The following is a 24,641-nucleotide window of genomic DNA, read 5'->3' on the forward strand; positions in this document are numbered from 1 at the left end:
TTACACCGCACCCCCTTGTGCATTTCCTCCATGATGTCATCTTGAAGTTGAACATGTTTATCTTTAATATTTAGTAAGTCTGCGATATAATTCATATGAGCCAAGTGAATTCTCCTTTTAGTAATGTATGGTAACTTTATTATATAGGAATTCACTGGCTTTTGTGTACATACAAAAAAAGGTGTCAGTGAGATTTCTCTCACCAACACCAAAAATTCAAGAACCCATTTTTGTACGTAGGCCAACGTGTACATAATTGGATGTCTATTCTTTTTTGTTTTTCTAAAAAAGAAGGGATATGTTTTATCATTATTAGGTATTAGGATTGGTGCTGGTTTGGTTGAAAGTTTAAATCCAATTGCTATTTCACAACAGTTTGTATTACAATCTACCGAGAAAAGTAAGCATTCAATCTTGACTTATATTTTTGGGCTGTTATTTTACTTTGGTATAGCTCAAATTATCCGAAATTAATTTGAATCAGCGCAGACGAACTACCTATTTTTAATCCCGCTTACACTAAATGTTCTAGGTGTGATGCTAATCATTTATCGTTTTATCACTATTTTTCAGCGAGAAATAATAAAGCAGAGATTAAGGATAAGGAAATAAATCCTACGCCAAAGAATTTGTCAGCCGTTCAATTATTTGGAGTTGGCGTATTGTCTTGTTTGGCAGAGCTCACAAGCGCTTTGCCATACATCGGCTATTTAACGGTCTTAATTTCAGCTGATAAACAATGGACAGTGGCTTTAGTTATGCTTGTATTATATAACTTAGTCTTATTCAATTTATCATTGTATATTTTGTATGCAGTGTCCGTTTATTATGAAAAATATTTAGTGAAAATATATACTCGATTTTACCGCATCATGAGTTATATTCTTGGGTACGGAATACCAGTACTAAACGTTTTGTTAAGTTTATTTCATATACTTAGGAGAGGTTAGGTTTTATAATTTGTAAAGTGGGTGAATTAGTGTCCCGAAAAAATCTCAAGGACACGAATCCAACAACCAACCAAAACGAAAAACCAGCCCACCTCACTCAGCGTCAATACTGAACGGGGAGGGCTGTTATTTACGCGCGTATATATGCATAGCCGTCTTCTTGGCGGGCAATCAGTTCAACCACGCCGCTTGGGACGTAAGTAAAGTGAATCGCTTCTGCTTGTTCTTGTGTTAATTCTTGTGCAGCCAAAGCATGTCCGCATAACTCGAAAGTAACACCTTTTTCTAATAAAGGCTCGGCTTTCGAAGCAATGTCAGGGTGACTGACAATTTGTACGGCAGGTCCGTTTCCAAGAATAACTATATCAACATTAACTAAATCAGCTAAGGCATTTCTAGCACTAGCAATAACTTTTGACCAATCCTCTAATTCGTGAGCATGAAATATGACTTTTTTCATCGTTTCACCTCTTTACTTTTGAAAAAATAGAAATAAACCAGCGTGTAAAGGCAAAACTTCTGCCGGCAAAAAGTTTTTGATTGCGTAAACAATCCATCGAGTCTTTATATTTATCAGCTGCAGTGGTTTTTAATCGTTAAACTTTAATCGTAATATTAAATTAATCGTCAGTCGCAACCGTTCAATCTAGTTTTAAGTACACAAAGACTCTGCCAAAAGTGTTAAATCTCAGTGAGTAAATCAATTGAAATCATAGAGTTTGCATTCGATTGATCGATTAAAGAAGAAATTTTATTAACTTCTTTCGTAAGTCGGTCAATGTCTTCACGAATCGATGTCTCATTATAAGCACTATATTCGACCACGCCAACCCCCGTCTCAACGCGTGTTTCTTGGCGTTGAATTAGATTCTCAAGTTGTGTTAATAGTAAACGCGTTTGACGAACCCATTCGAGCTGATAAGTGACACTATGATTTTCTACTATGATTTCATTATTTGCCTTTGCGATGGCGTGACGCAGAGCGCTTATGTCGGTAATCAGTTGTTTGTATTTTACCAATTCTTCTTCATTCGATTTAGCTTTATCATCATGGGCAATTGGCTTACCGTCCACTTTCACCGGTCCAAAGAAATTTGAGCGGAAACGGTAAGTAAGTTGGTCAATTTGTTTATTAAAATTTGATAAAGTAAAAATAGCTTCTTGAATAGTTAAATGATGTTGCATAGTTACCTCCAGTGATAAAATTTAGTTTTCCAAAACTGCTGCTTCCAAGTTGCTTATAATAATTTTCTTCGTATTCATCTAGGTTTAAATTTGAGCGTAAGTTTGTTGCAATTCATTTAAGTGACTCGGGATAATTTGCCAAGAAAGACCGTACGCATCCTTAACCCAACCACATTGCTCACTTTCTGGAACGTGAGATATTTTTGACCAGTAGTAGTCAATCTCCTCCTGATCTTCGCAAGCAATCGTAAATGAAATTGCTTCGTTAAATCGGAAATACGGACCGCCATCTAGACCAATAAATTTCTGGCCATTCAATACAAATTCAGCATTAATAACTTTGCCAGCCATGCCTTTAAAATGTTCATTTAAAGACTCATCCGGATAATATTCGATGGACGTGACTTCTGAATTAGGAAAAATAGAAACATAATAATTAAGCGCTTCTTCACAATTGTTATCTGAGAACCATAATGATGGGATAATGTTTTTCACAATATACACTCCTAATGTTTTCTTTATTTTACCACTCCAAAATATCAAAACAAAATAATACAATCAGTCGAACAATGAAAGCGACTGTTTCTAATTAATTTCTAATAAGCGTATAAAAAGGGTCAAATTTGTATTATAATAATAGAATACAAAGTGAGGTGAATGGGAATGTTTAAAACAAATAATTTAGTTAAAATCGCGTTGTTAACTGCTTTAACGACTGCTATTTCCCTATTAGTGATTATTCCGGTTCCAGCAATGAACGGATTTGTTACATTATGTGAGGCGGGTATATATTTAAGTGCAGTCTTACTTGGTCCCGCAGGTGGCTTTTGGGTTGGGGCATTGAGTGGTGGACTTATTGATATATTAACTGGCGCACCTCAATGGGCTTTATTCTCAATCATCATCCATGGTATTCAAGGATTGTTAGTTGGATATTTATATCAAAAATTAACAAGTTCCTTTAAACTAAGTATGAGCTTAGTACTTGGAAGTGCGAGCATGATTGTCGGCTACTTCTTAGCAACCATGTTACTATATACTTGGCCAGCAGCGATGGCGTCAATTCCAGGGAATCTTGTTCAGACAGTTTTTGGAAGTTTAGTCACGATCGCCATGTTAAAAGGTCTTAAGAAAACAAGTTTTAATCCAGCAAAAGAAGGTAATTAAATGAACACTGATAAGTTAACGAATGATTTAATTCAAATTGTAGAAGATGTACTAGAGGCAGCCCAATTACAAGCAGGGAATACTTTTGTTTTAGGGTGTAGTACAAGTGAAGTTGTTGGAGGCATGATTGGGAAAAATTCCAGTCAAGAAGTCGGCGAACTCATTGTCTCAACACTGAAAGAGTATTTAGACCAGCATCAAATTAATTTAGCCGTTCAAGGATGCGAGCATTTGAACAGAGCGCTTGTTGTTGAACGCGCCTTTGCAAAGCAAGCTGACTTAGACGAAGTGTTTGTTGTACCAGCTTTAAATGCTGGAGGTGCAGCGTCGGTGGCAGCCTTCAAATACTTTAGGGATCCTGTTGTCGTCGAACACATTGTCGCGCAAGCTGGATTAGACATTGGAGACACGGCAATTGGCATGCATGTTAAACATGTTCAAGTACCCGTGCGCCCAAGCATTAAGAAATTAGGCTCAGCCCATGTAACTGCTTTAAGAACTCGACCAAAATTCATTGGGGGACCTCGCGCACAGTACGCTAATTAAGGAAAACATTAAGGAGCGGAATGTATGAGTCTTTTTTCAAATGAAGAAAAGATATCACTAATAAAAGATTTATTTGCGATTAAATCAGTGAATAGAAATGAAATCGAAGTCGATGAAGCACGCGCCAATGTAGTGGCTGAATTCGGAAGCGGTAGCCCCGTGATGGAAATTTTAAACCATATGGATGTGGTGTCATAAGGAGATGCTACTGATTGGATACATGATCCCTTTGTCTTAAGTGAATAAGACGATAAGCTACATGGACACGGTACTTCGGATATGAAAGCAGGATTAATAGCACTAGTCACTGCGATGATTGAAATTAAAGAGGCCAATGCCTTTCCTCCAGGAACGCTACGCTTATTATTTACTGCGGGTGAGGAAAGTGCGCAACACGGGTCAAAATATTTACATGAAAATGGCTACAGGGGTGACATTGAAGCAATGATTATTGCTGAACCAACAGGTGATGTCACAGACACATCGAATTTACTGAATGATAAAGACGCTTATTTTAACTTTGTGGATATTTATATTGAACTGATTACAAAATTTGCTGAAGGCAAATAATTGAACGACGCGTACAAATTCAATGGAGGGTGAATGAATTATGACGATGAGATACACTCAAGCACAAATTCCTGAGGTCTCTCTTGTGAAGATAGATACCTTAATAGATGCGCATACGTTAGAAAATTATCCAGAACATGAGAATTTAGAATCTAAACTGTATGCGATTGAAGCCGTGAATGAATCTGGTTTTGCAGGCGGCATCGCCTTTACAAAACAATTTGAGACAGCGCATGTGAATGCATTAGCTGTAGAAAAAGCGTATCGTGGTCAACAAATTGGAACAGGGTTATTAAAGGAAATGGAGCAGTATGCTGAATCGATTGGAGTACATACTGTTTCCTTATCAACCTTGAGTTATCAAGCCTTAGATTTCTATCAGAAATTAGGTTACACATTATCAGGTTCAATGAATGATTACCCAAGACGTGGTCTGACTAAATATGCTTTATACAAACGCCTACCAAACTATTAACTAAAGGAAAAGTCCTAGAAGAGATAACTCTTTTCTAGGACTTTTTGCTTAAGAATTTTTCGAATGGTTTCTGGGGTTTTCATAGAACATAAGTGTTGTCGATTTTGTTTTTAGAAGAATGTCATCTTTTTGATTTTTTACAATCCAGTTTACTTCTACGACTGCTTGATATGGTTTTGATTTAGAAGGCTTGATATCCAGAATCTCAGTTTTAACGTATAGAATATCATCCGGTCGAGTTGGATTTGGCCAAGATAGGTTGACCATCGAACCAATCATACCGTGCTCAATGTTTAATGATCGAACTATAATCCCCATAGCAATAGATGCTGTGTGCCAACCACTTGCAATTAAACCTTTAAACGGGTAGTTCTTCGCTTTATCTTCATTAATGTGATAAAACTGAGGATCATATTTTGCGCAAAATCAATGATTTCCTCTCGACTAATTTGATAGGAGCCATTATCTATTTTGTCTCCAATCTTTAAATCTTCTAAACGGACTATTTGACTATTCATATTTACCCCTCATTTTTTATTTTATGTAAATGCACCTAAACCTGTTAACTCACGACCGACTATTAATGCGTTTACTTCATGTGTTCCTTCGTAAGTGTAGATGGCTTCTGCATCTGCGAAGAAACGCATTACTTCAGATTCTAGGGTAATACCATTACCACCACAAACTTCACGCGCCATTGCAACAGTTTCACGCATTGTCAGTGAGTTGTGCATTTTTGCTAGAGACGAATTTAACGTTGATGGACGTTCTGTTTCTTGTATTTCAGCTAAGCGCACTGAGTAGCCAATGTTAGCAACAACGTTTGCTTGCATACGGGCTAATTTTTCTTGAACTAATTGGAAGCCACCTAATTTTCTTCCGAATTGGTCGCGTTCTTTGACGTATTTTAATGCTGAAATGAAAGCACCTGCTGTCACACCCGTCACGATATGAGACACATCTGCACGAGTGAAGACTAAGATTTTCGCAACATCACCAAAGCCGTTAATGTTAGCTAAGCGGTCTGTTTCAGGCACAACAACGTCTTCTAATTTAATGTGTGCGTTACGGATTGCGCGTAAAGACCCTTTGTGTGGAATTGGGTTAGCCTCATAACCTTCGGCACCTTTACGAACGATGAAACATTTGATGCGGTTATCTTCAACGTCACGTGCGAAAATTGGAATAACATCCGCAGTATCCGCGCCACCAATCCAACGTTTTTCTCCGTTAAGAATCCAGTTGTCTCCCTCACGACGAGCCGTTGTAGCCAAGCCACCTGCAATATCAGAACCGTGATCTGGTTCAGTTAAGCCAAAGCATCCTTGCCATTCAAATGAAGCTAATTTTGGTGCGAATTCTTCGATTTGACGGTCATCTCCACCAATTAAAATCGTGTTGTAGCATAATCCACCGTGAACAGTGTAGAAAGTAGCGATGGATGCATCGAAACGGGCTAATTCTAAGTATAAGAAAGCTGTATATAATTCGCTTGGTTTACGTTTTCCTTCACGGTCAACATATAACTTAGGATTATTTATAATTCCAACATCACTAACTTTTTTAAATGCTTCAAATGGAAAATCAGCTTTCTCCCAGTACTCAGCGATGACTGGACGCACGTGAGTTTCTAAAGCTTCACGAACTTCTTGTAATACTTCAATTTCGCCATCAGTTAATTTCTCTGCATATCCATATAAATCTTCTGGATATAATTCCTTTACGATATCTGCTTTTGTTGTCATAAAAATTGCTCCTTTTTTGGTTAAATTAATTTGTATATAAACGCTTACAAGACTATAGTATAACCATTTTGCGAGAATTACTAATTACTAATAATTAAACATCGTATTAGCTCAGCTTATGATATTTTTAAAAATAAGCGTTTACAAGCGATTAAAAAAGAAGTAACCTATCTTATGTAAGCAAAAAGGAGTTTGAAATTTTTATGAGAATGGATATAAATCAAATGAATTATTTCATAAATATTGTCGAATGTGGTTGCAATTTATCATTAGCTGCAAAGAAGATTCACATTAGTCAATCAGCTTTGAGCCAATTCATTACAAATTTTGAAAAAGAAGAAGAAGTCGAACTATTTAAAAGAAAAAATGGACGATTAGATGAACTCACTGAAAGTGGAGAAAAGATATATCGCTATGCTCAAGATATTACGCAAAAAAGTATAGAGATGGAAGAGCTAGTGAGAAGAGAGGCTTCTAAACAAAAAGGAACCATTCGACTAGGCATTCCATCTTTAATATTGCGAGTTTACTTTTCAACGTATTTACCAAACTTTGTGTTAGAACATCCAGACATCCGCATTGAAGTTACCGAAGGTGGCTGTAATGATCTCAGACATATGTTGATTAATAACGATCTTGATTTCGCATTTTTAATTGAACCGACGAACTTAGACCTGAAAGGTTTCGAACAACATGTGATTGACATTAATGAAATGACAGCCTTTATGGATGTGAACCATCCTTTAGCTTCTGATGATTTGTTGAACTGGTCGCAATTAAAGCCTTATAGTTTAGCGACATTTAATGATACTTTTACAACGCATTTGCAAGTAAAAAGTAAATTAACCGAAAACAATGTGCCCAATGATGTGATGTTTACGTCTGCTTCATGGGATTATTTAATCGAAGCGACGCGTAATAATGAAATCGTAACCATCCTACCAAAGCCAGTAGATCGTTTCTTGAGTAGCGTTGAATTTGCGGTGAAGCATTTCCATGATTTCGTACCATTTAACGTCTTATTATGTCGATCTAAGAAAAAACCTTATAGCGACGTTGAAGAAATCCTGCTTGAAAATATGCTCGACTTCTTCTATCAACCTGTCGCGTAATGAATTTAAGTTAGACGAACAATAATTAATTTTAAGATAGTGTTGGTGAGGTGATCTTGCTGATGCTATTTTTTTGTGATTGAATATCCTCGAAAAGTGACACTATATGACCTCAAACTACTGACCTCCATCCCACATTTTCTATACAAAAATTTTATGAAAACTATAATTTCCCGACAAACCCCAACACACAAAATGGGTATCAATAAGCCCTTCAAATGAGATATAAGTCGAGCTTATAGAAACGATAAATTTAGTATGTTAGAAATTCATCGATGCAAGCATTAGAATTATAATTGTAAACGCTTAATAAATGAAACTAAGACATATATAAAAATGGAGGAAGCAAAATGACAGAAGTAGTAATTGTATCAGCACGTCGTTCGCCAATCGGAAGCTTTGGGGGAGCATTCAAAAATGTTTCTGCTGTGGATTTAGCAACACAAGTAGTGAAAGAAAGTATTAAAGACATCAACTTAGACCCTCAAGAGATTAACGAAGTGATCTTAGGAAATGTACTTAGTGGAGGATTAGGACAAAACGTTGCGCGCCAAATCGCTATTAAATCAGGTATTCCAAAAGAAGTTCCTGCATTTACAGTGAACAAAGTGTGCGGATCAGGACTTAAAACTGTTGCTTTAGCAGCACAATCAATCCTAGCCGGAGACAATGAAGTTGTTATTGCGGGTGGAACAGAAAGTATGAGTCAAGCACCCTACGTATTAAACGACCAACGTTGGGGTAAACGTATGGGAGACGGTCAAATTGTTGATACTATCTTAAAAGATGGTTTAATAGACGCTTTTGATGATATCCATATGGGTGTGACAGCTGAGAATGTCGCAGAAAAATTTGGATTAACTCGTGAAATGGAAGACGAGTTAGCCGTGTCAAGTCAAAACCGTGCAGAAGCAGCAATCAAAGCTGGACGTTTCAAAGACGAAATCGTTCCAATTGCCGTTCCACAACGTAAAGGTGAACCAGTGATGGTTGATACTGATGAATTCCCACGTTTTGGATCAACGATGGAATCTTTAGGGAAATTACGTCCAGCCTTCGCAAAAGACGGATCTGTTACTGCAGGTAATTCATCTGGAATCAACGATGGTGCTGCGATACTTATTTTGATGTCAAAAGAAAAAGCAGAAGCATTAGGTTTAACACCAATAGCTTCAATCGTCGCTTACGCAAGTGGCGGGGTAGATCCAAAAATTATGGGGACAGGTCCAATCCCAGCTACACGCCGAGTATTAGCTAAAGCAAATATGAGCTTAGAGGACATTGAGTTAATTGAAGCGAATGAAGCTTTCGCGGCACAAGCATTAAGTGTGATTAAAGAATTAGAATTAGATACAGATATTGTCAACGTCAATGGTGGTTCAATCGCTCTAGGACACCCAATTGGGGCAAGTGGTGCACGAATTACTGTGACATTATTACACGAAATGATAAAACGTGATTCTAAAACAGGGCTCGCTACATTATGTATCGGTGGCGGGCAAGGGATTGCCTTAATCGTTAAACGACCATAAAAAAGGAGAATGTGTAATGTCGAAAGAGTCTCATGCTTTATTAGAAGAAATTACCCAATACACGAATGATGAGTTAGCTCGAGTAACAAAGCATTATGATGCGACGGAAGAATTTCCTACAGAGTATGTTGATTACTTCTTTAAGCGTGACATCTTTCGATTATTACTTTCTCAAGAATCAGAGACAGAGGATTTTTACACCTTTATAAAAGTAATTCAAATCGTTTCTAAACAATTTCCGTCACTGGCAAGTATTTCATTAACTCAAGTGTTCAAGTTGATTTCTTAGGACAATGTAACTCTCAACGTGTTCAAGATACTTATTATTCTTCTACAGGTGGCCAATCTGACTTTACAAAAGGGGTTCGCTTATCTAAGGCAGGTAAAGGAATTATATGCCTTTATTCAACAGCCAAGAATGATTCAATCTCAACGATAGTGCCAGTTCTCCACGCAGGATCACCCGTATCAACGACAAAAAATGATATTGATACAGTCGTAACAGAATATGGAGCAGTACAATTGAAAGGGAAGACAGTTTTTGAACGTACAGAAGCATTAATTAATATTGCTCATCCAAAATTTAGAGATGAATTACGTCAACAAGCCATTGAAATGGGCTACTTAGAAGTTGAAGAATCAGTTGCTGCAATTGTTTAATATATATTATGAAAGTCATTTAGGTACTTGAATCACGGATATGAAACTGTGATTAAGTCCTCAGTGGCTTTTAATATTTCGAAATTTTCATAAATAATTTTTATGGAATTGCTTCTATCTCATAAAAAATGTGCTATAGTAGTAGTGTAAAATTTATGGGGGAGATAGATTAGGATGAATAATTATATCGATGACGTTGCTAAGAAAAAAGAGGTTTTATATCGTTCAGAATTTCTAAGATATGCTGTGAGGGCGATGTATGCAGGAATGTATTTGACCTTAGGATCAGCGGTGGCCTTTATTGCTGCCAACCACTTTAGTGGCATTGATCCAGTCATTGGTCGGGCCATTTATGCGCTTCTTTTCCCATGGGGCTTAGTGACGATTATCTTACTCAATGGAGAATTAGCCACATCTAATATGATGTTTTTAACAAATGCCACATACCGCAAAGCGATTCCAGCGCGGTCTGCAGTGGGTATTTTGCTAGTGTGTACGTTATTTAATTTACTGGGGAGTATGGCAATTGCTTTTATGTTGAGTCGCACCACTTTATTTAGCAATTTAGAGGCAACACATTATATGTATAATGCGATTGAAAAAAAGCTAGCCAAACCATACGGAGCCATGTTTTTCGACGGAATCATCGCGAATATTCTAGTGAATATTGCCATTATTGGATCGGTTCGAATTAAGGAAACAAGCGCTAAAATTTTATTTGTCGTAGCAATTATTTTTATCTTTTGTTATTTTGGCTTCGAACACGTGATTGCAAACTTTGGTGGATTCTCATTAGTTATGTTCACAAATCCAGGTGTTATTGACAGTTTCACATTCGGTAATGTTATCATGCATTGGTTACTCGTCTTTGTTGCTAACTATATCGGCGGAGGACTCATCATGGGCTTAGGTTATGCTTGGTTAGATTCAACGAAAACTAATTACTTAGACTAATATAAATACTCAGATTTCTGTCACAGTACAGGAATCTTTTTTTATGCAAAAAGGGTTATAATACTAAGATGTTTCAGTATAATAGATGACAGATTCAATGACTTAAATTAGAGGAGTTTATTATAATGAAATTAAACCGACGGTTCATCAAATGGGGACTAGCCACTATCGTTCTGCTTTCTGCATTAATAACAGTGCCTAGCCTTTCTCAAGACCGACCGAGCTTTGATAGTGTGATTGAAGAAGCCGTAAATGCCAGTGACGACGCTATTATTACCATCGGTTATATAGAAAAGGGTCAAACAGACTTTCAAGTTTATACAAAGGAGGGTATAGATGAGTCAAAGCCAATACATGCTTATGAAGTCGGCTCGATCACTAAAACTTTTACCGGTACTTTAGTTGCTCGCGCGGTTGAAGAGGGTTTATTAAACATCGACGACTCAATCAGTGAGTATTTAAACCTACCGGAAGATACTGACTACCCAACCATCCGACAATTACTGACTCATACATCCGGATACCCCACTTTCTTTGAAAATGAAATCATCATTGATAATTTAACACAAGGCGCTAACCCATATCATGGTGTGACCCGCGAGATGATGCTTGAAGAAGTTGCTGAAAATACGACAAAAGTAGGCGAGCAAGCTTTTCAATATTCGAATTTTAATGCCGGTGTATTAGGACTGGTCTTGGAAAGTATTTACGAGGAAAATTATGCTGTGTTACTGGAAAATTATCTAAGTGAAGACTTAAGACTAGAAGAGACGTATTTATTTGAGGAAGAAACGACATTAGGAAATAACTGGTGCTGGTCAAAAGACACGGAAGCATATGTCCCGGCAGGGGCTTTAATATCAAACATCGAGGACATGTTAAGTTACTTGGACTTGCAACTTTCAGAAGCGAATGCTGAAATTCAAGCGTCTCATGATCCACTCAGAGAAGTGAATGCCACTTCAGGTGACAATGGCGATTTAGGAATTCGAATTGATGCCGTTGCTTATCAATGGATGCTCAATCAAGAGGAGGATATTATTTGGCATGACGGAGGAACCGGTGGTTACACCTCTTACATTGGCTTTAATAAAGCGGAAGGTGTTGGTGTTGTCGTTCTATCCAATGTTGCGATGGATCAAGGAATTCCGTCAAATTTACTCGGAAGTTTGTTACTGATGGAGAAGTTAGAAGCTTTATAACACAAATTAAAAACCGCCTTGTGGTCTAGCCTCAAGGCGGTTATTTCTATATTTATTTATTAATAACTGTGAATCGTTGTTTATGATACTTAGGTGCTTCAACCTCATCTATAATTGCTTTCGCAAGCGTACTGTAAGTTGTGATTGATTCGCCATTATCATTTTGTAAGATATGGTCGATTCCTGACGTGTAATTTGTTTGCTCACCTTCAATAAGTCGAGCCCCTGGAGATACACCAACCCATTTTACATCGTTTACATCACGTAAGAAGTTTAACTCTTGAAGTTGCGCTTCTGGGACATTAATAAAGGCAGATGAATTAGGATCTTGACGAATCGTTTCGACAAACAACTCATCATTTTCATCAAGTAAGCTACCAGCACCTAGAATAAAGAACAGGCGAGTGGTCGTTGTTTCACGGAATAAGTGAACCAATTTTGCAGCTAAATCAACGTGTAAATATGCAGTTTGAGGAGCAGTCGCAAACGCATTGACAATCACATCAAAGCCTTGTAAATCATCACGAGTCAAATCAAAGGCATCTTTCACAATTGTATTCGCATCTGAACCTAAAAGGTCTGCGGCTTTTTCAGCGTTTCGAACTACAGCAGTGACTTCGTGGTCACGTCCTGTTGCTTCTTTGAATAACTCTGTTCCAGCTTTCCCTGTTGCACCAATAATAGCTATTTTCATATAAATCTCCCCTTTACTATATATTATAGTTGGGAAATACATTCAAATGCAATTAATAGGATTGTGCGATTTTGAGTTGTATAATGGGGTAAAAGAGAAGGAGTGGTGACAATGCCTTGGAATATGCAAGATTACCCAGACTCATTGAAAAACTTTGAACAGTTGTTGAGAAAGAAAATTATCGACATTGCGAATGCCCTCGAAGAGAGTGGTTATGAAGACGACCGTGCCATCCCGATTGCGATTAATGAGGGAAAAGATTGGTACAACAATGCAAGCCAAAGCGAACGCGACGCCTTTGAGAAAGAAGCAAATCCACAAAAAGACGATGACCACGATACAAGTAGCGCCGATCCGGATTTGTTAGATAATGATGTTGAAGTCTTTTACGAAGATGAACAGTGGAAAGTGAAGACGGTTGACGCCGAAAGAGCGAGTGACACCTTTGATAAAAAATCAGACGCGATAGAGCGCGCCAAAGAAATCGCCGAGAATCGTGATGAAAACGTGATTAGTTATACAAAAGATGGAATGAAACAAGATTAGTTAAAAAAGGATTGTTGCCTATGCGTTGGCAACAATCCTTTTTATTTTGAAACACTATTTACTTTCACCAAAGTTAAACCAACGTTTAGCTGTTCCAACACTTGCTTTACGAACAGCATTGCCAACAGTCTTAACGACCACTTTACTATTGTCTTTAATAATTGATCCCATAAATTTCATTGACTGCAATGAAGCAGAGCGACGAATATTATGTTTGTCGGTAGGGCGAATATGTCCGAGGAAATCTTGGGTAATAATACCAACACGCATAGTCAGGAATGAGTTTACAGCACCTTCCATTAATGAACTCACAACCAGATTAGCGATGGGTACCATACCAGGGATGGCTGAGGCAATACTTTCACCAACGATGGTTGTAATCAGTGGTTCTAATTGATACTCAATTAAATCTGCATCTTCAATGGTGCGCGCCATTAACACAACACTCGCCACTTGCATATATAACTTGGCTAAGCTGGCAAGGGACGGGCGTGTTTCATAAATTCGCGCAATTTGCCAAACCATTCTCAGTAATGAGAATAGAACAACGAGGCTGTCTAGGGAACCATTTTGTGAAATCGCCGTACTTAGGAAAATCGCATTTGCATTTTGCTTGATAAGAGGCATCGATAATTCATCTAATTCTTTAAAATACAACTCTACTTGTTCTTGTTTCGGCAATTCCTCATCGACTTCAAGATTGACCAGACGAGGATTTTTCTTTAATAAATCGAGCGTCTTGTCAATGTACTCCTCATACTTTTCTTCCGTCGCATCATCTTCCAATTCTAATACTTTCGGACTTTTCATTAATTGTTTTGTCATCGAATAGATGAAATATAGAATGCCAATTCCAATGACACTCAATACAATAATAGCAAGTATCGGATGAAGTAAGGATAGAAATTGATAAAGTAATATAAATTGATTAATAACGAATACGATGAATAGTAAACCTAATACAGCGGCAAGCCCCATTAGGACGCGCTTAATATCTTTCCACCAATCTGTCATAAGATCAGTCCTTTCAATGTTATCATAATTATTTTACAGTAAATATACCATAAAACTATCAGCCCAGAGACTTATATTTCAAAAAAATGAGAAAAATATGGCCCTGAGAAAAAGTCAGGGACACACCAACCTCACCACACCACAAAAAAACAGCACTTATTTTTCAATAAGCACTGCTTGTGTAAAAAATATCAAATTATTCAGCAGACTCTTCTTCAGACTCAGAACTATCCTCATCTGCGTCTTCTGCATCATCTTCATCCGCATCTTCTTCGCCATCTAAGCTAAACGCTGGCGCAAGGTGTTTTTCAGCAGCTAATTCATCTAGGAATTCTAATACTTCTGGAGAAGTAAAAGCGGCTTGAAGTGCTTCTGTAGCGTCAGTATCAAGATTTCCTTCACGAATAACTAGTTGAATTGCATAAGTATTATCATCTTCGTCTTCTAAGATTAATGCGTCATCAGTTGTTAAATCAATACTTGCGATGTAAGTAGGGTAGTTGAATACTAATTCAATCCCATCTTCATAAGCACCTGTTAAATTTAATAAGTCAATGTGAGTGAATTCTAAGTTATGAGGATTCTCTTCAATATCTTCAACAGTTGGGAATAAACCAGCCTCATCATTTAAAGAAATTAAATCATGATCTTCTAAAATTAATAATGCACGACCTTCGTTTGTAATATCTGAAGGAATTGCTACTTCAGCACCATCTTCAATTTGGTCAATTGAATCGTAAACCGATGAGTAGAAACCAACCACTGCATTATAAACCGGTTGGATTGCAACTAAGTCTCCATCGCGCTCTTCGTTAAAAATTTCAGCGAATGGCTCGTGTTGAGCAAAGTTTGCGTAGACTTCATCATTTAATAAAGCTTCGTTATATTGAATGTTGTCAGAAACCTCAACTAATTCGATTGAATATGGTTCTGCAATAACTTCACTAGCGATTTCAACGACATCAGTCATTGGAGGTAAGTGAGAAGCAACTTTTAATACATTTTCCTCTTCTTGAGCTGACACATTCTCGGCTGCTGGAGCAAAACCTCCAACTAATAATGCTAACGCGCTAACTAATAAACTTTTTTTAAACATTTACATTCTCCTTTAAATTTAATACGCCTTCTAGCGTTTATCTAATTTCTTAGCTAATTTTAAACCTAACCATTGAATAATTTGTACAAAAATGATAATCACTACGATGGCCGTATACATAATATCAGTCTCGTAACGCTGATAACCGTATCGGATCGCAAAGTCGCCGATTCCACCTCCTCCTACAACACCCATAATCGTTGAGTAAGAGATAAAACTAACAAAGGCGGTCGTAAAACCGATAATGAGTGAGCTTCTCGACTCGACAAATAAGAATTTGGTTACGAGTTGATTCGTAGAAGCGCCCATAGCGTCAGCCACTTCGATGACACCTTTAGGAATCTCTAATAACGACTGCTCCACAAAGCGAGCATAAAGTGCGATTGCAATTAACATCATTGGAAAGGACGCTGCGATGGGATCGCCAGTTGCTCGGCCATACAAGGCACGAATAGCGGGTTGCATTGCAACGACAAGTAGTAGGAACGGAAACGAACGAACAATATTCACGAAAATATTACAAATCTGATAAATCCAAAGGTTCTCACTCGGCTTACCAGGAGCGGTTAAATAAAGCAAGGTACCTAAAGGAATACCAATAAAGATAGCAGCCACTGATGCCAAGCTCAGCATAATACCCGATTCTTGCAAACTCTCAATCAGTCTCGGTGCGAACTCAATCACCCGATCTAAATATATTTGAATCGACTCAGTCATCTGTTAGCACCTCCAACACTCGGTCGTGATAACTTTTAGCTTCTGGTATATAATCAGATTCTTTAATATCTAGCACATCAACCAATTTTCCATGCTCTAAGATAGCCGTGCGGTGACACATCGCTTTTATCACATCAAGTTCATGGGTCACAATCACAATGGTCATATTGAATTTAGCGTGCGCACGTTTTAATACCGACACAATCTCATCCGTCATCTTCGCATCTAAAGCAGACGTTGGCTCATCACATAATAATATTTTCGGACGCGTCACTAAAGCACGCGCGATACCAACCCGTTGTTTTTGACCACCCGATAATTGGCTAGGGTAGTGATCCTTTTTATCACTGAGTCCTACAAAACTTAGAACTTCATCCACCGACAAAGGGTCATCGTAAGGATGTATCTCAAGCGCTAAATGTACATTTGCAGCGACGGTCTTATTATTTAATAGATTAAATTGCTGGAAAATCATACCAATATCTTTACGGAAATATTGAAGTTCTCCTTTACTTAAAGACAGCACCTCAACATTATCGACCAAAACATGTCCACTATCTGGGCGTTCTAAAGCATTAATAAAACGCACAAGGGTTGATTTTCCTGCACCACTTTCTCCGACCACACCAAAAACTTCTTGGTCTTTAATGCTTAAACTTATATTGTCTACTGCGAGAAACGAGCCAGATTTTCCTTCAAATCGCTTCGTTGTATTCACGAGTTCAATCAAAAATTATCCACCACCTTTGATTTTTGTAATTGTTTTCATTGTAACAGATTTATATTTAAAATGAAACAGAATAAAGCCCTATTATCCGGGAATATATTGTGAAAATGTTCTCTAACCTAAAACAGACGACCGAAACTGTTTATTCACTGTCATTTGTCAATAATCTCGGTGCGAAATAATCCATCCCGATGGCTCCAATTGGCGCTGTAATTAAGATTGACAAGACTGCGAGAGTTAACATCAATTCGCCACCAGCCATTCCGTTTGCTAAAGGCACACTCCCAATAGCAGCTTGAACCGTTGCTTTAGGTAAATAACTCATGAGTACAAATCTCTTCTCTTTCTTATTAAAAGGTGTATTAAGCAAACAAAGTCTCACACCAATAAATAAGCGACACAGAGAGAAGAATGATAAAGAGTATCGGTAAGAATCCATAAGACAAAGCATTTTCCGGATTGACACTCACACCGACTAAAAAGAATAGAAAAATCTCAGCGACAAACCAAACTTGGTTAAAAGAACCTGATAAGTCATTAGATAACTTTTCAGATTGAGTCCGAATCATAATATTCATTGCGATGACCGCAAGAATTCCTGAAAATAAACCTGTAAAAACTGTTTCCAAACGCATCAATACCATCCCACTTGCTAAGAGGATCATAACTTGAAATACACGCTTCAATTGAATGTAAACAAATAAGAAGTTTAATAAATAACCTAGGACTGCCCCGCCAAAAATTCCTGCAATAATTGAAACAGGCACTTGCATAAATGTCCAAGCTGAGACAGAACCTCCTAAAGCAATCGTTAAAAAGGCTGAAAATAAAACTAAAACAAAGACATCATCTAAAGAAGCACCCGCTAATATCATTTGCGGCACTTGCTTTTTCGTACCCCGATGCGTTTGAATTAAATCTACCATGCGTGGGACGACTACCGCTGGAGAGACCGCTGCTAATATTGCACCAATCAATAAAGATTGGATTAAAGAAAAGCCAAAAAACAAAGGTCCAAAGATCATCGAAGTCATAATCTCAACGGTTGCCGGCACAAAACACATCATGATAGCTGGGCGACCCACCTCTAACAGTCGCTTAATATCCAATGACAAACCTGCGCGAGTTAAGATAACAATCAACGCGACTTGACGAATGTCAGGACTTAATCGTAATAAATCTGAATCAACAAGATTTAAACCAAAAGGGCCTAATAATATTCCGGCTATTAAATAACCTAATAAAGCAGGGAGTTTTAGCTTCTTTAAAGTATACTCCAAGACAACGCCACTCACTAATATCAACGCTACACTTACTAACATTTTATCCCTCCAATAATATAAAAAAGACTTCTACACACTCAAATAAGCATGCAGAAGTCATTAGTCTTTAAGACGGTTTTGCCCGTAGGCAAGGGAGCCCTTCATTCCCAAATATTATATTTATCCAAAGTATACACCTAAATTTAATACGGTCAATACTTTCGATCCAGTAAAATAATATAGCAAGAAGATTAAAAATGAATTAGAGTTATTCTCATTAATATGGTATAATTTTTATAAGTAAAATCAATAACAATGATGAGAAATCAACTTTAGAAAAGAGGCATTGGTATGAACGAGAAAATAAATTTTGTCATGATTTCACCTCATTTTCCATCGAACTTTGAAACATTCGCAGTTCGTTTAAAGGAAAAAGGCATTAATACCTTAGGTATTGCAGATGAACCTTATGAGAATTTAAGTCAATCGTTGAGAGATAGTTTAACAGAATATTATCGCGTCGATAATATGGATGATTATGATCAAATGTATAGAGCTGTTGCTTACTTTGCGTTTAAATACGGTAAAATCGATCGCATCGAATCGCATAACGAGCACTGGTTAGAACTTGATGCAAAGTTGCGGACAGATTTCAATGTCTTCGGTTATAACAATCGCAATATTCGCTTGATTAAATATAAATCAACGATGAAAGAAGTCTTTCGTGAACTAAAGATACCCGTAGCTAAAGGCCGTGTCATATCAGACAAAGCCGATGCGAAAAAACTAATTAAAAGTCTAAAGTATCCAGTCATTATTAAACCAGATACTGGTGTTGGTGCAAACGATACGGTTAAAGTCAAAAACGAAAAAGAACTAGATGAATTCTTTAAGGTTAAACAACCAGAGGTGCCTTACATTATGGAAGAATTCATTGATGGACAAATTGTAACCTTTGATGGTTTAACAGACCGGGATGGAAATATCGTCTTCTCATCTACTTTAATCAATGATAAACCTATCTTAGATATTGTAACCCAAGATACAGATATGTATTACCATATTAAGCGAGAGATACCTAAGGATCTTGCTGAATTCGGAGAAAAATGTGTGAAAGCCTTTGAAATAAAAGAGCGTTTCTTCCACTTTGAATTCTTTAGATTAAAAGATGGTTCTTTATATGGATTAGAAGTGAACTGCCGACCACCCGGAGGCGCTACAATCGATATGTTCAACTATGCGAATGATTTTGATATTTTTAAAGAATATGCAAATTTAGTTAAAGATAATCGATTTGAAGCAGAAATTACACGACCATATCATGTGATTTATGTCTCACGAAAAAATCATTTAAATTATAAGTTTACGAATGAAGAAATTAAAGATAAGTACAGTAAAGAATTAGTAAACATTGTACACATTCCAGGCGTCTTTGCTAAAGCAATGGGAGATATAGGATTTATTATGAAGTCGCCATCAGAAAAGAAAATTAATGAAATGCTTAAAACCATCGCTCAAAGACAGGAGGCGTAAACAATGCATTTTGAAGCAAGAAGTCACTATAGTGGGCATTTAGGCCGTGAAATGTATTTTAACCGTTATGGGCATGGCGGTACGCCAGTGATTGTATTCCCATCAAGTGGTGGGAGTAAGGATGAGTATGCTGACTTTAAGATGGTAGAAACTTTAAGTGGTTTCATCGAATCAGGACAAATTCATCTTTATACTGTGAGCAGTATCGATTCAGAATCTTGGAATGACACTGGTAAATCAGCACACGATAAGGCAAAAGCACATAATCAGTATGATAAGTATTTAGTGCATGAGTTCATTCCCTTAGTCCGTCACGAATCTCAATGGGGCGGGAAGATGATTGCGACTGGTTGTAGTATGGGTGGCTTCCACTCAATGCTGTTTGCCTTAAGACACCCGGATATTATTGGACTAACCATCTCACAAAGTGGTGTTTATGATGCGAGATACTTTACCGGCGAATTTGGTAGCGATATTGCTACTTATGAGAATTCTCCGATTGATTTCTTGTGGAATATGTCTGATCCATGGTTCTTAGATCAATACCGACAGAATCAATTCATTGTCTCAGTTGGTCAAGGCGATTGGGAAGGGCCGCACGTCACAGCGACACGTAAATTAGATGAAGTATTCAATGCTAAAGGAATTCCAGGCTGGTTTGATTATTGGGGACATGATGTTGCCCATGATTGGCATGACTGGCGTCAGCAAATATATTACTTCTTTTCAACATTAGAAGATTTAGCAATTGTTTAACAATTCTTTCAAAATTACGTCTCAAGGATGATAACAGAAGGCAGAATTTCGTATATACTTAGTATTGTAAGGAAGTACAAGTTGAAAGGAATTGATTATATATGAAATTTTTAGGTAATTTAATTTGGTTTATCTTTGGAGGCTTTATTAATTTTATCACCTGGGGCTTCATTGGTTTGCTCTGGTGTATAACAATTATTGGAATTCCAGTTGGGATTCAATGTTTTAAGATTGCGAGTCTATCTGCATGGCCCATGGGACGTGAAGTTTACCACAGTAATAGTGGGGGAAGTTTCCTTATGAATATTTTATGGATTATTTTTGGCGGAATTGAAATCGCAGCTATGCATTTATTTAGTGGCTTAATATTATGTGTGACCATTATTGGGATTCCATTTGGCTTACAACAGTTCAAATTAGTGAAACTCGCACTCTTCCCATTTGGTGCAGAAATCCACAATGAACGCCAACAAGTAGTGATGAGAACCGACGTTCCATATTCAAGATAAGTTATGAAGTTGAAGAAGCATGTAAGAATGCTTCTTTTTTTATGAATGAAAATTCATCTGATATACGATTAAATTTTTAGTTAAATATAAAAGTATAATTAAAAAATACAAAATGACGTCGATTCAGAGAGCTATGTCAGAATAATTCACATAATGGACAGAAATTAGCAAGTAAAATTAAATAATATTTAAATAGGAAGGAACGCGACTTTTTTCAGAAAAAAGGGGTAACTTTCCGCATAGGGCTAGGGTGTGAACGTTTTTTATGATATACTTAAAAATGTTAGGGGTGAGTAAAAATTGAGCAAGGATATAATTGGAAAAGTAATAGAAGCTGAAAATTTAATTGATTCTATGAAAGTAGAATTAGCGGATAAAAAAGAAGCGATTCGTGAAAATGAAAAAGAAAAAATTGAAACTTATCGCAAAGAATTAGAGCAGTCGCTTGATGGCGTTGCTTCTGAATTGGAGCAAGAAAGAAATCAAGAATTAGCCGAAGTCCGTGAAAGAGTGAATTATGAAGTGGATAATTATCGGCGACATGCCCAAGATGATTATCAAACTCATAAAGGAGAACTCATTCAAGCTGGAATAAAGGAGGTTATGAGTCAATATGGCAATTTCAGTCATGAAGCGGGTAACAATCATCGCGGAGCAAGCGAATAAAGAATTATTACTCGAATCCCTTCAAGAATTAAAAGGAATTGAAATCGTCCCTTTTGAAGAAGTGGAGGAAGCAGATCTTGATATCTTCTTTGACGGTGCATCATTGAATTCAGAAGATTCAAAACTGAATCGTTACACTCTAAATAAGATTGAAGACGCAATAGAATTTCTGAAACAATACGGATCACAACCGTCTTTTATCAAACGAATGCGAGAGAAACGTAAAGTTTACTCGCTGCAAGAACTTGAAACAGAAGTAAATTCAATGAATCTTGAGTCACTGCTAAGACTGGTTAGCGAAAAACGTTCCGAGTTGGAACAGTTAAGGCAAGCGATTACAGAACTTGAAGAGAAGGAACGTTTTCTTAGAAAATGGACTAACTTAGACTTCTCACTTAAGCAGTCTGATGACTTTAAGCATTTTGATGTCGTTGTTGGTTCGATTGATACTGAAGATTCAACTGAATTCATAGACAACTTAATGAACGTTACTGATGAAGTATTGGTTCAAGAGGTATACTACACTGAAGATACAAGCGGTTACACGATTGTGTTTTCTAAAGAACATCAAGAGGATGTTCAAGAAGTCGTCAGACGTTCGAATTTCACTGAATTAGATTACGAGTACGATAAGTTACCAAAAGAAGAACTTCAAGAGGTACTAAGTACACGTAAAAGAATGATCGAAGAGCAATCCGAACTTGTGAAGCGTTTCAAATCTAATCGTCAATTATTGAGTAATTTAAAATTAGCTCAAGAATATTATGCGAACTTAATCGAACGTGAGAAAGCGAGTCAATTATTACTAGATAGTTCTCATTTATTTATTCTTAAAGGGTGGATGGATGCAGACGAAGTATCAGATAATATCGTGAATATTAATCATGTAATTGGTGAAGACAACCTTGCAATCTTTACATATGATGTTGATCCTGAAGAAGATAACTTAGATGAAGTTCCAGTGAAGTTGAAGAATAGTGCGTTTAGTACACCCTTTGAAACTTTAACTCTTCAATATGGAACACCGAAGTATAACTCAATCGACCCAACACCGTTTTTCTCATTTTCTCAAGTGTTATTCTTTGGATTAATGAGTGCAGATGTAGGGTACGGATTATTGTTGTTTATCGCAACATTCATCCCCATTATGTTTTTCGAATTAGATCCAGGTATGAGAAAAACCTTGAAATCATTTAACTATATGTCAGTTGGAACAATTCTAGTTGGCTTATTTTTTGGAAGTTTCTTTGGATTCTCACTACCATTTGGTGTGATGAATTTATCATCACAAGTTATTGAAGTGATGATATTCTCTGTTGCGTTAGGTTTAGTTCATTTGTTAGTGGGTTATTCATTAAAGTTCTATCTAACATTGAAAGAAAAAGATTATGGTAGTTCTTATTTAGATGCACTACAACAAATTTTGATGCTCATTGGTGGGGCAATCATAGCGATCAACTTCATTCTTGAAATACCTGTTTTAAATACTATTGGTTTAGTACTATTACTTGGGAATGTGATTGGAATGATTGTTGTCAATATGATTGTAGCGAAAAACCCACTGATTGGTCTCGGACAAGGAGCCTTTGGTTTAATTGATTTAGCGGGGATGATTGGTGATATCGTCAGTTATACACGTTTAACTGCCTTAGCCGTTGCGGGTGCGAATATTGGTATGGCATTTAATCTTATCGTAGGACTGTTACCGCCGTTTGTACGTTTCACAGTCGGAATATTATTATTCTTGGCATTGCATGCCTTAAATATCTTCATCACTTATTTAGGAGCTTACGTGCATTCAATGCGTCTGCAATTCGTTGAGTTCTTTGGTAAGTTTTATGAAACAGGTGGAAAAGCATTCAAGCCTTTAAGCCCACTTGAAAAAGAAGTTTGGATTCAAAAAAATTATAACAATAAATAGGAGGAATTAATAAAATGGAATTTCTACAAACATTATTCGGAGAAAACATTGGTCTAGTATTTGGAGGATTAGGAGCAGCAATTGCGACAGTCTTTGGAGGGATTGGATCAGCACGTGGTGTAGGTATCGCAGGGGAGTCTGCTGCAGCTTTAGTTAAAGAAAAACCTGAATTATTTGGACAAGCATTAGTTTTACAACTATTACCAGCGACACAAGGTTTATACGGATTCGTAATTGGTTTATTAATGTTATTACAATTAGATGCTGGAATGGATACTTCAACAGGATGGCACTATGTTATGTGTGCTTTACCAGTAGCAATCACAGGTCTGACTTCAGGACCAGCACAAGGGCGCGTTTCAGTTGCAGGTATGCAAATCATTGCACAAAGACCAGAAAACTCTACACAAGGGATTGTATTCTCAGCGATGGTTGAGACATACGCTATTCTAGGATTCGTAATTTCTCTACTTATGTTCTTATTAGTTTAATTACTGCTTTTACAAGTAGACAAGAGAGGAGTGAGTAGATGGCTGACATTAATGGATTAACCAAGAGTGTTATCGAACGAGAACAAGCCAAGGTTGACCAAGCGGTCCACGCTTACGAACAAGAGCAAGCGGCCGAAACGGAAACTAAAAAAGAAAATCTAAAACAAACATTTGTTAAACGTAAATTTAATCTTGAACAAGAGAGCAAACATCAATTAGACATTTCGCTTAACAGTGAAAGTTTAAAGAAACGGGACCAAATATTAGAGACAAAGCAAGCAATTATAAGCGATTATATTGCTCAAGTGAAGCACTCATTTGAACAACTTGATGCTGAAACAACAACAAAATTCATCAAAAGTGTTCTAAATGACTATTCAAATCCTGAACAATACGAAATTGTTTTAGGTGAAAAAACACGTGACTTATTAAATAACTCGCTTCAAGTGAATGCGACAGTTTCTAATGAGACAGTCGCTGACAAAGCAGGCTTTGTCCTACGCCAAGGAAGTATAGAATACAATTATTTATTCGATAACTTAGTGGAAGAGAAGGCGAGTTCTTTACAAACACTTATCGTTGATAAAATTTTCAAAAAATCATAGGAGGTG

At 37.1% G+C, this 24,641-nt stretch carries 31 protein-coding genes, 1 pseudogene and 1 riboswitch; of the genes and pseudogenes, 19 read left to right on the forward strand and 13 right to left on the reverse strand.

Annotated elements, in window-relative coordinates:
• Positions 1 to 1,080: 1,080 nt before the first annotated feature.
• From ACEN33_RS02815 to ACEN33_RS02825, 3 genes are all read right to left on the reverse strand, one after another.
• On the reverse strand, positions 1,081 to 1,410 hold the full coding sequence (locus tag ACEN33_RS02815) for a DsrE family protein (protein WP_138404593.1): 330 nt from the start codon (positions 1,408 to 1,410) through the stop codon (positions 1,081 to 1,083).
• A 221-nt stretch (positions 1,411 to 1,631) separates the two neighbouring features.
• Entirely contained in the window at positions 1,632 to 2,135 is a 504-nt protein-coding gene (locus tag ACEN33_RS02820; protein ID WP_407094512.1) for a hypothetical protein, read from the reverse strand.
• Positions 2,136 to 2,219: 84 nt separating this feature from the next.
• Positions 2,220 to 2,630 (reverse strand): VOC family protein, encoded by a 411-nt coding sequence (locus ACEN33_RS02825; RefSeq protein WP_407089317.1) that lies wholly within the window; start codon positions 2,628 to 2,630, stop codon positions 2,220 to 2,222.
• 168 nt (positions 2,631 to 2,798) lie between these two features.
• On the opposite strand from ACEN33_RS02825, the gene ACEN33_RS02830 reads away from it, so the two are divergent.
• The 5 genes and pseudogenes from ACEN33_RS02830 to ACEN33_RS02850 all read left to right on the forward strand — a co-directional run bounded on the left by ACEN33_RS02830 (position 2,799) and on the right by ACEN33_RS02850 (position 4,893).
• Entirely contained in the window at positions 2,799 to 3,302 is a 504-nt protein-coding gene (locus tag ACEN33_RS02830; RefSeq protein WP_138404591.1) for an ECF transporter S component, read from the forward strand.
• The gene (locus ACEN33_RS02835) at positions 3,303 to 3,848 is read left to right on the forward strand and encodes a TIGR01440 family protein (protein ID WP_407094513.1); all 546 of its coding nucleotides are present in this window, start codon (positions 3,303 to 3,305) and stop codon (positions 3,846 to 3,848) included.
• A gap of 24 nt (positions 3,849 to 3,872) precedes the next feature.
• The gene (locus tag ACEN33_RS02840; protein WP_407094514.1) at positions 3,873 to 4,046 is read left to right on the forward strand and encodes a hypothetical protein; all 174 of its coding nucleotides are present in this window, start codon (positions 3,873 to 3,875) and stop codon (positions 4,044 to 4,046) included.
• 60 nt (positions 4,047 to 4,106) lie between these two features.
• A pseudogene (locus ACEN33_RS02845) lies at positions 4,107 to 4,418 on the forward strand (M20/M25/M40 family metallo-hydrolase); the annotation flags it as partial.
• Positions 4,419 to 4,458: 40 nt separating this feature from the next.
• Complete coding sequence (locus tag ACEN33_RS02850; RefSeq protein WP_407089319.1) at positions 4,459 to 4,893, forward strand: GNAT family N-acetyltransferase; 435 nt, start codon at positions 4,459 to 4,461, stop codon at positions 4,891 to 4,893.
• A gap of 48 nt (positions 4,894 to 4,941) precedes the next feature.
• Here ACEN33_RS02850 and ACEN33_RS02855 read toward each other — a convergent pair whose 3' ends face one another.
• The 3 genes from ACEN33_RS02855 to ACEN33_RS02865 are packed head-to-tail and all read right to left on the reverse strand — an operon-like array spanning position 4,942 to position 6,638.
• Positions 4,942 to 5,286, reverse strand: coding sequence for a MaoC/PaaZ C-terminal domain-containing protein (locus ACEN33_RS02855; RefSeq protein WP_407094545.1), 345 nt, complete (start codon positions 5,284 to 5,286; stop codon positions 4,942 to 4,944).
• Entirely contained in the window at positions 5,244 to 5,411 is a 168-nt protein-coding gene (locus ACEN33_RS02860; protein WP_407094515.1) for a hypothetical protein, read from the reverse strand. Before ACEN33_RS02860 ends, ACEN33_RS02855 begins: the two co-directional genes overlap by 43 nt.
• Before the next feature lie 21 nt (positions 5,412 to 5,432).
• Positions 5,433 to 6,638 carry an acyl-CoA dehydrogenase family protein gene (locus ACEN33_RS02865; protein WP_407094517.1) on the reverse strand — a complete coding sequence of 402 codons (1,206 nt, stop codon included), beginning with the start codon at positions 6,636 to 6,638 and terminating at the stop codon, positions 5,433 to 5,435.
• Positions 6,639 to 6,847: 209 nt separating this feature from the next.
• Here ACEN33_RS02865 and ACEN33_RS02870 point away from each other — a divergent pair, with 209 nt between their 5' ends.
• The 6 genes from ACEN33_RS02870 to ACEN33_RS02895 all read left to right on the forward strand — a co-directional run bounded on the left by ACEN33_RS02870 (position 6,848) and on the right by ACEN33_RS02895 (position 12,098).
• Complete coding sequence (locus ACEN33_RS02870) at positions 6,848 to 7,750, forward strand: LysR substrate-binding domain-containing protein (protein WP_407089354.1); 903 nt, start codon at positions 6,848 to 6,850, stop codon at positions 7,748 to 7,750.
• A gap of 350 nt (positions 7,751 to 8,100) precedes the next feature.
• Positions 8,101 to 9,282 (forward strand): acetyl-CoA C-acetyltransferase, encoded by a 1,182-nt coding sequence (locus ACEN33_RS02875; protein ID WP_407089322.1) that lies wholly within the window; start codon positions 8,101 to 8,103, stop codon positions 9,280 to 9,282.
• Positions 9,283 to 9,298: 16 nt separating this feature from the next.
• Positions 9,299 to 9,571 carry a hypothetical protein gene (locus ACEN33_RS02880; protein WP_407094518.1) on the forward strand — a complete coding sequence of 91 codons (273 nt, stop codon included), beginning with the start codon at positions 9,299 to 9,301 and terminating at the stop codon, positions 9,569 to 9,571.
• Positions 9,541 to 9,942 (forward strand): acetyl-CoA hydrolase/transferase C-terminal domain-containing protein, encoded by a 402-nt coding sequence (locus ACEN33_RS02885; protein ID WP_407089355.1) that lies wholly within the window; start codon positions 9,541 to 9,543, stop codon positions 9,940 to 9,942. Before ACEN33_RS02880 ends, ACEN33_RS02885 begins: the two co-directional genes overlap by 31 nt.
• Before the next feature lie 174 nt (positions 9,943 to 10,116).
• Positions 10,117 to 10,896, forward strand: coding sequence for a formate/nitrite transporter family protein (locus ACEN33_RS02890; RefSeq protein WP_407089324.1), 780 nt, complete (start codon positions 10,117 to 10,119; stop codon positions 10,894 to 10,896).
• Positions 10,897 to 11,021: 125 nt separating this feature from the next.
• Complete coding sequence (locus ACEN33_RS02895) at positions 11,022 to 12,098, forward strand: serine hydrolase domain-containing protein (RefSeq protein WP_407094519.1); 1,077 nt, start codon at positions 11,022 to 11,024, stop codon at positions 12,096 to 12,098.
• A gap of 52 nt (positions 12,099 to 12,150) precedes the next feature.
• Here ACEN33_RS02895 and ACEN33_RS02900 read toward each other — a convergent pair whose 3' ends face one another.
• The gene (locus tag ACEN33_RS02900; protein ID WP_407089326.1) at positions 12,151 to 12,792 is read right to left on the reverse strand and encodes an NAD(P)-dependent oxidoreductase; all 642 of its coding nucleotides are present in this window, start codon (positions 12,790 to 12,792) and stop codon (positions 12,151 to 12,153) included.
• A 111-nt stretch (positions 12,793 to 12,903) separates the two neighbouring features.
• On the opposite strand from ACEN33_RS02900, the gene ACEN33_RS02905 reads away from it, so the two are divergent.
• The gene (locus tag ACEN33_RS02905; protein ID WP_407089327.1) at positions 12,904 to 13,338 is read left to right on the forward strand and encodes a DUF2188 domain-containing protein; all 435 of its coding nucleotides are present in this window, start codon (positions 12,904 to 12,906) and stop codon (positions 13,336 to 13,338) included.
• Positions 13,339 to 13,392: 54 nt separating this feature from the next.
• Here ACEN33_RS02905 and ACEN33_RS02910 read toward each other — a convergent pair whose 3' ends face one another.
• From ACEN33_RS02910 to ACEN33_RS02935, 6 genes are all read right to left on the reverse strand, one after another.
• Positions 13,393 to 14,352, reverse strand: coding sequence for a DUF697 domain-containing protein (locus ACEN33_RS02910; protein WP_407089328.1), 960 nt, complete (start codon positions 14,350 to 14,352; stop codon positions 13,393 to 13,395).
• Between the two features lie 196 nt (positions 14,353 to 14,548).
• Complete coding sequence (locus tag ACEN33_RS02915; RefSeq protein ID WP_407089329.1) at positions 14,549 to 15,448, reverse strand: MetQ/NlpA family ABC transporter substrate-binding protein; 900 nt, start codon at positions 15,446 to 15,448, stop codon at positions 14,549 to 14,551.
• A 30-nt stretch (positions 15,449 to 15,478) separates the two neighbouring features.
• Positions 15,479 to 16,165, reverse strand: a complete 687-nt coding sequence (locus tag ACEN33_RS02920; RefSeq protein ID WP_338487782.1) for an ABC transporter permease subunit — start codon at positions 16,163 to 16,165, stop codon at positions 15,479 to 15,481.
• Entirely contained in the window at positions 16,158 to 16,895 is a 738-nt protein-coding gene (locus ACEN33_RS02925) for a methionine ABC transporter ATP-binding protein (RefSeq protein WP_407094520.1), read from the reverse strand. The genes ACEN33_RS02920 and ACEN33_RS02925 overlap by 8 nt, the downstream gene beginning before the upstream one ends.
• Before the next feature lie 139 nt (positions 16,896 to 17,034).
• On the reverse strand, positions 17,035 to 17,217 hold the full coding sequence (locus ACEN33_RS02930) for a hypothetical protein (protein WP_407094521.1): 183 nt from the start codon (positions 17,215 to 17,217) through the stop codon (positions 17,035 to 17,037).
• 37 nt (positions 17,218 to 17,254) lie between these two features.
• A complete protein-coding gene (locus tag ACEN33_RS02935; RefSeq protein WP_407094522.1) occupies positions 17,255 to 18,214 on the reverse strand; it encodes a cation:proton antiporter in 960 nt (319 codons plus the stop codon).
• Between the two features lie 44 nt (positions 18,215 to 18,258).
• Positions 18,259 to 18,332, reverse strand: a riboswitch (Fluoride riboswitch).
• Positions 18,333 to 18,505: 173 nt separating this feature from the next.
• Between ACEN33_RS02935 and ACEN33_RS02940 the strand changes: the two genes are divergently transcribed.
• The 7 genes from ACEN33_RS02940 to ACEN33_RS02970 all read left to right on the forward strand — a co-directional run bounded on the left by ACEN33_RS02940 (position 18,506) and on the right by ACEN33_RS02970 (position 24,635).
• Positions 18,506 to 19,687 carry an acetyl-CoA carboxylase biotin carboxylase subunit family protein gene (locus tag ACEN33_RS02940; protein ID WP_407094523.1) on the forward strand — a complete coding sequence of 394 codons (1,182 nt, stop codon included), beginning with the start codon at positions 18,506 to 18,508 and terminating at the stop codon, positions 19,685 to 19,687.
• A 3-nt stretch (positions 19,688 to 19,690) separates the two neighbouring features.
• Entirely contained in the window at positions 19,691 to 20,443 is a 753-nt protein-coding gene (locus tag ACEN33_RS02945) for an esterase family protein (RefSeq protein WP_407094525.1), read from the forward strand.
• Positions 20,444 to 20,544: 101 nt separating this feature from the next.
• The gene (locus ACEN33_RS02950; RefSeq protein ID WP_138405451.1) at positions 20,545 to 20,952 is read left to right on the forward strand and encodes a YccF domain-containing protein; all 408 of its coding nucleotides are present in this window, start codon (positions 20,545 to 20,547) and stop codon (positions 20,950 to 20,952) included.
• Between the two features lie 300 nt (positions 20,953 to 21,252).
• Positions 21,253 to 21,618 carry a hypothetical protein gene (locus tag ACEN33_RS02955; protein ID WP_138404720.1) on the forward strand — a complete coding sequence of 122 codons (366 nt, stop codon included), beginning with the start codon at positions 21,253 to 21,255 and terminating at the stop codon, positions 21,616 to 21,618.
• On the forward strand, positions 21,566 to 23,539 hold the full coding sequence (locus ACEN33_RS02960) for a V-type ATP synthase subunit I (RefSeq protein ID WP_407094526.1): 1,974 nt from the start codon (positions 21,566 to 21,568) through the stop codon (positions 23,537 to 23,539). Before ACEN33_RS02955 ends, ACEN33_RS02960 begins: the two co-directional genes overlap by 53 nt.
• A gap of 14 nt (positions 23,540 to 23,553) precedes the next feature.
• Entirely contained in the window at positions 23,554 to 24,030 is a 477-nt protein-coding gene (locus tag ACEN33_RS02965) for a V-type ATP synthase subunit K (protein WP_138404718.1), read from the forward strand.
• A 38-nt stretch (positions 24,031 to 24,068) separates the two neighbouring features.
• Entirely contained in the window at positions 24,069 to 24,635 is a 567-nt protein-coding gene (locus ACEN33_RS02970) for a hypothetical protein (RefSeq protein ID WP_138404717.1), read from the forward strand.
• Positions 24,636 to 24,641 lie beyond the last annotated feature (6 nt).

The sequence above is a fragment of the Ruoffia sp. FAM 24228 genome (assembly GCF_045528575.1).
GTDB classification, from domain to species: Bacteria; Bacillota; Bacilli; order Lactobacillales; family Aerococcaceae; genus Ruoffia; species Ruoffia halotolerans.

Bases quoted from the DNA above. Each gene is read 5' to 3' on its own strand.
- ACEN33_RS02910 (WP_407089328.1), bottom strand. From the start codon at position 14,352: ATGACAGATTGGTGGAAAGATATTAAGCGCGTCCTAATGGGGCTTGCC.
- ACEN33_RS02830 (WP_138404591.1), top strand. From the start codon at position 2,799: ATGTTTAAAACAAATAATTTAGTTAAAATCGCGTTGTTAACTGCTTTA.
- ACEN33_RS02870 (WP_407089354.1), top strand. From the start codon at position 6,848: ATGGATATAAATCAAATGAATTATTTCATAAATATTGTCGAATGTGGT.
- ACEN33_RS02930 (WP_407094521.1), bottom strand. From the start codon at position 17,217: ATGAGTTATTTACCTAAAGCAACGGTTCAAGCTGCTATTGGGAGTGTG.
- ACEN33_RS02815 (WP_138404593.1), bottom strand. From the start codon at position 1,410: ATGAAAAAAGTCATATTTCATGCTCACGAATTAGAGGATTGGTCAAAA.
- ACEN33_RS02940 (WP_407094523.1), top strand. From the start codon at position 18,506: ATGAACGAGAAAATAAATTTTGTCATGATTTCACCTCATTTTCCATCG.
- ACEN33_RS02935 (WP_407094522.1), bottom strand. From the start codon at position 18,214: ATGTTAGTAAGTGTAGCGTTGATATTAGTGAGTGGCGTTGTCTTGGAG.
- ACEN33_RS02850 (WP_407089319.1), top strand. From the start codon at position 4,459: ATGACGATGAGATACACTCAAGCACAAATTCCTGAGGTCTCTCTTGTG.
- ACEN33_RS02835 (WP_407094513.1), top strand. From the start codon at position 3,303: ATGAACACTGATAAGTTAACGAATGATTTAATTCAAATTGTAGAAGAT.
- ACEN33_RS02900 (WP_407089326.1), bottom strand. From the start codon at position 12,792: ATGAAAATAGCTATTATTGGTGCAACAGGGAAAGCTGGAACAGAGTTA.
- ACEN33_RS02945 (WP_407094525.1), top strand. From the start codon at position 19,691: ATGCATTTTGAAGCAAGAAGTCACTATAGTGGGCATTTAGGCCGTGAA.
- ACEN33_RS02965 (WP_138404718.1), top strand. From the start codon at position 23,554: ATGGAATTTCTACAAACATTATTCGGAGAAAACATTGGTCTAGTATTT.
- ACEN33_RS02970 (WP_138404717.1), top strand. From the start codon at position 24,069: ATGGCTGACATTAATGGATTAACCAAGAGTGTTATCGAACGAGAACAA.
- ACEN33_RS02875 (WP_407089322.1), top strand. From the start codon at position 8,101: ATGACAGAAGTAGTAATTGTATCAGCACGTCGTTCGCCAATCGGAAGC.
- ACEN33_RS02895 (WP_407094519.1), top strand. From the start codon at position 11,022: ATGAAATTAAACCGACGGTTCATCAAATGGGGACTAGCCACTATCGTT.
- ACEN33_RS02915 (WP_407089329.1), bottom strand. From the start codon at position 15,448: ATGTTTAAAAAAAGTTTATTAGTTAGCGCGTTAGCATTATTAGTTGGA.
- ACEN33_RS02890 (WP_407089324.1), top strand. From the start codon at position 10,117: ATGAATAATTATATCGATGACGTTGCTAAGAAAAAAGAGGTTTTATAT.
- ACEN33_RS02880 (WP_407094518.1), top strand. From the start codon at position 9,299: ATGTCGAAAGAGTCTCATGCTTTATTAGAAGAAATTACCCAATACACG.
- ACEN33_RS02920 (WP_338487782.1), bottom strand. From the start codon at position 16,165: ATGACTGAGTCGATTCAAATATATTTAGATCGGGTGATTGAGTTCGCA.
- ACEN33_RS02865 (WP_407094517.1), bottom strand. From the start codon at position 6,638: ATGACAACAAAAGCAGATATCGTAAAGGAATTATATCCAGAAGATTTA.
- ACEN33_RS02840 (WP_407094514.1), top strand. From the start codon at position 3,873: ATGAGTCTTTTTTCAAATGAAGAAAAGATATCACTAATAAAAGATTTA.
- ACEN33_RS02905 (WP_407089327.1), top strand. From the start codon at position 12,904: ATGCCTTGGAATATGCAAGATTACCCAGACTCATTGAAAAACTTTGAA.
- ACEN33_RS02820 (WP_407094512.1), bottom strand. From the start codon at position 2,135: ATGCAACATCATTTAACTATTCAAGAAGCTATTTTTACTTTATCAAAT.
- ACEN33_RS02960 (WP_407094526.1), top strand. From the start codon at position 21,566: ATGGCAATTTCAGTCATGAAGCGGGTAACAATCATCGCGGAGCAAGCG.
- ACEN33_RS02860 (WP_407094515.1), bottom strand. From the start codon at position 5,411: ATGAATAGTCAAATAGTCCGTTTAGAAGATTTAAAGATTGGAGACAAA.
- ACEN33_RS02950 (WP_138405451.1), top strand. From the start codon at position 20,545: ATGAAATTTTTAGGTAATTTAATTTGGTTTATCTTTGGAGGCTTTATT.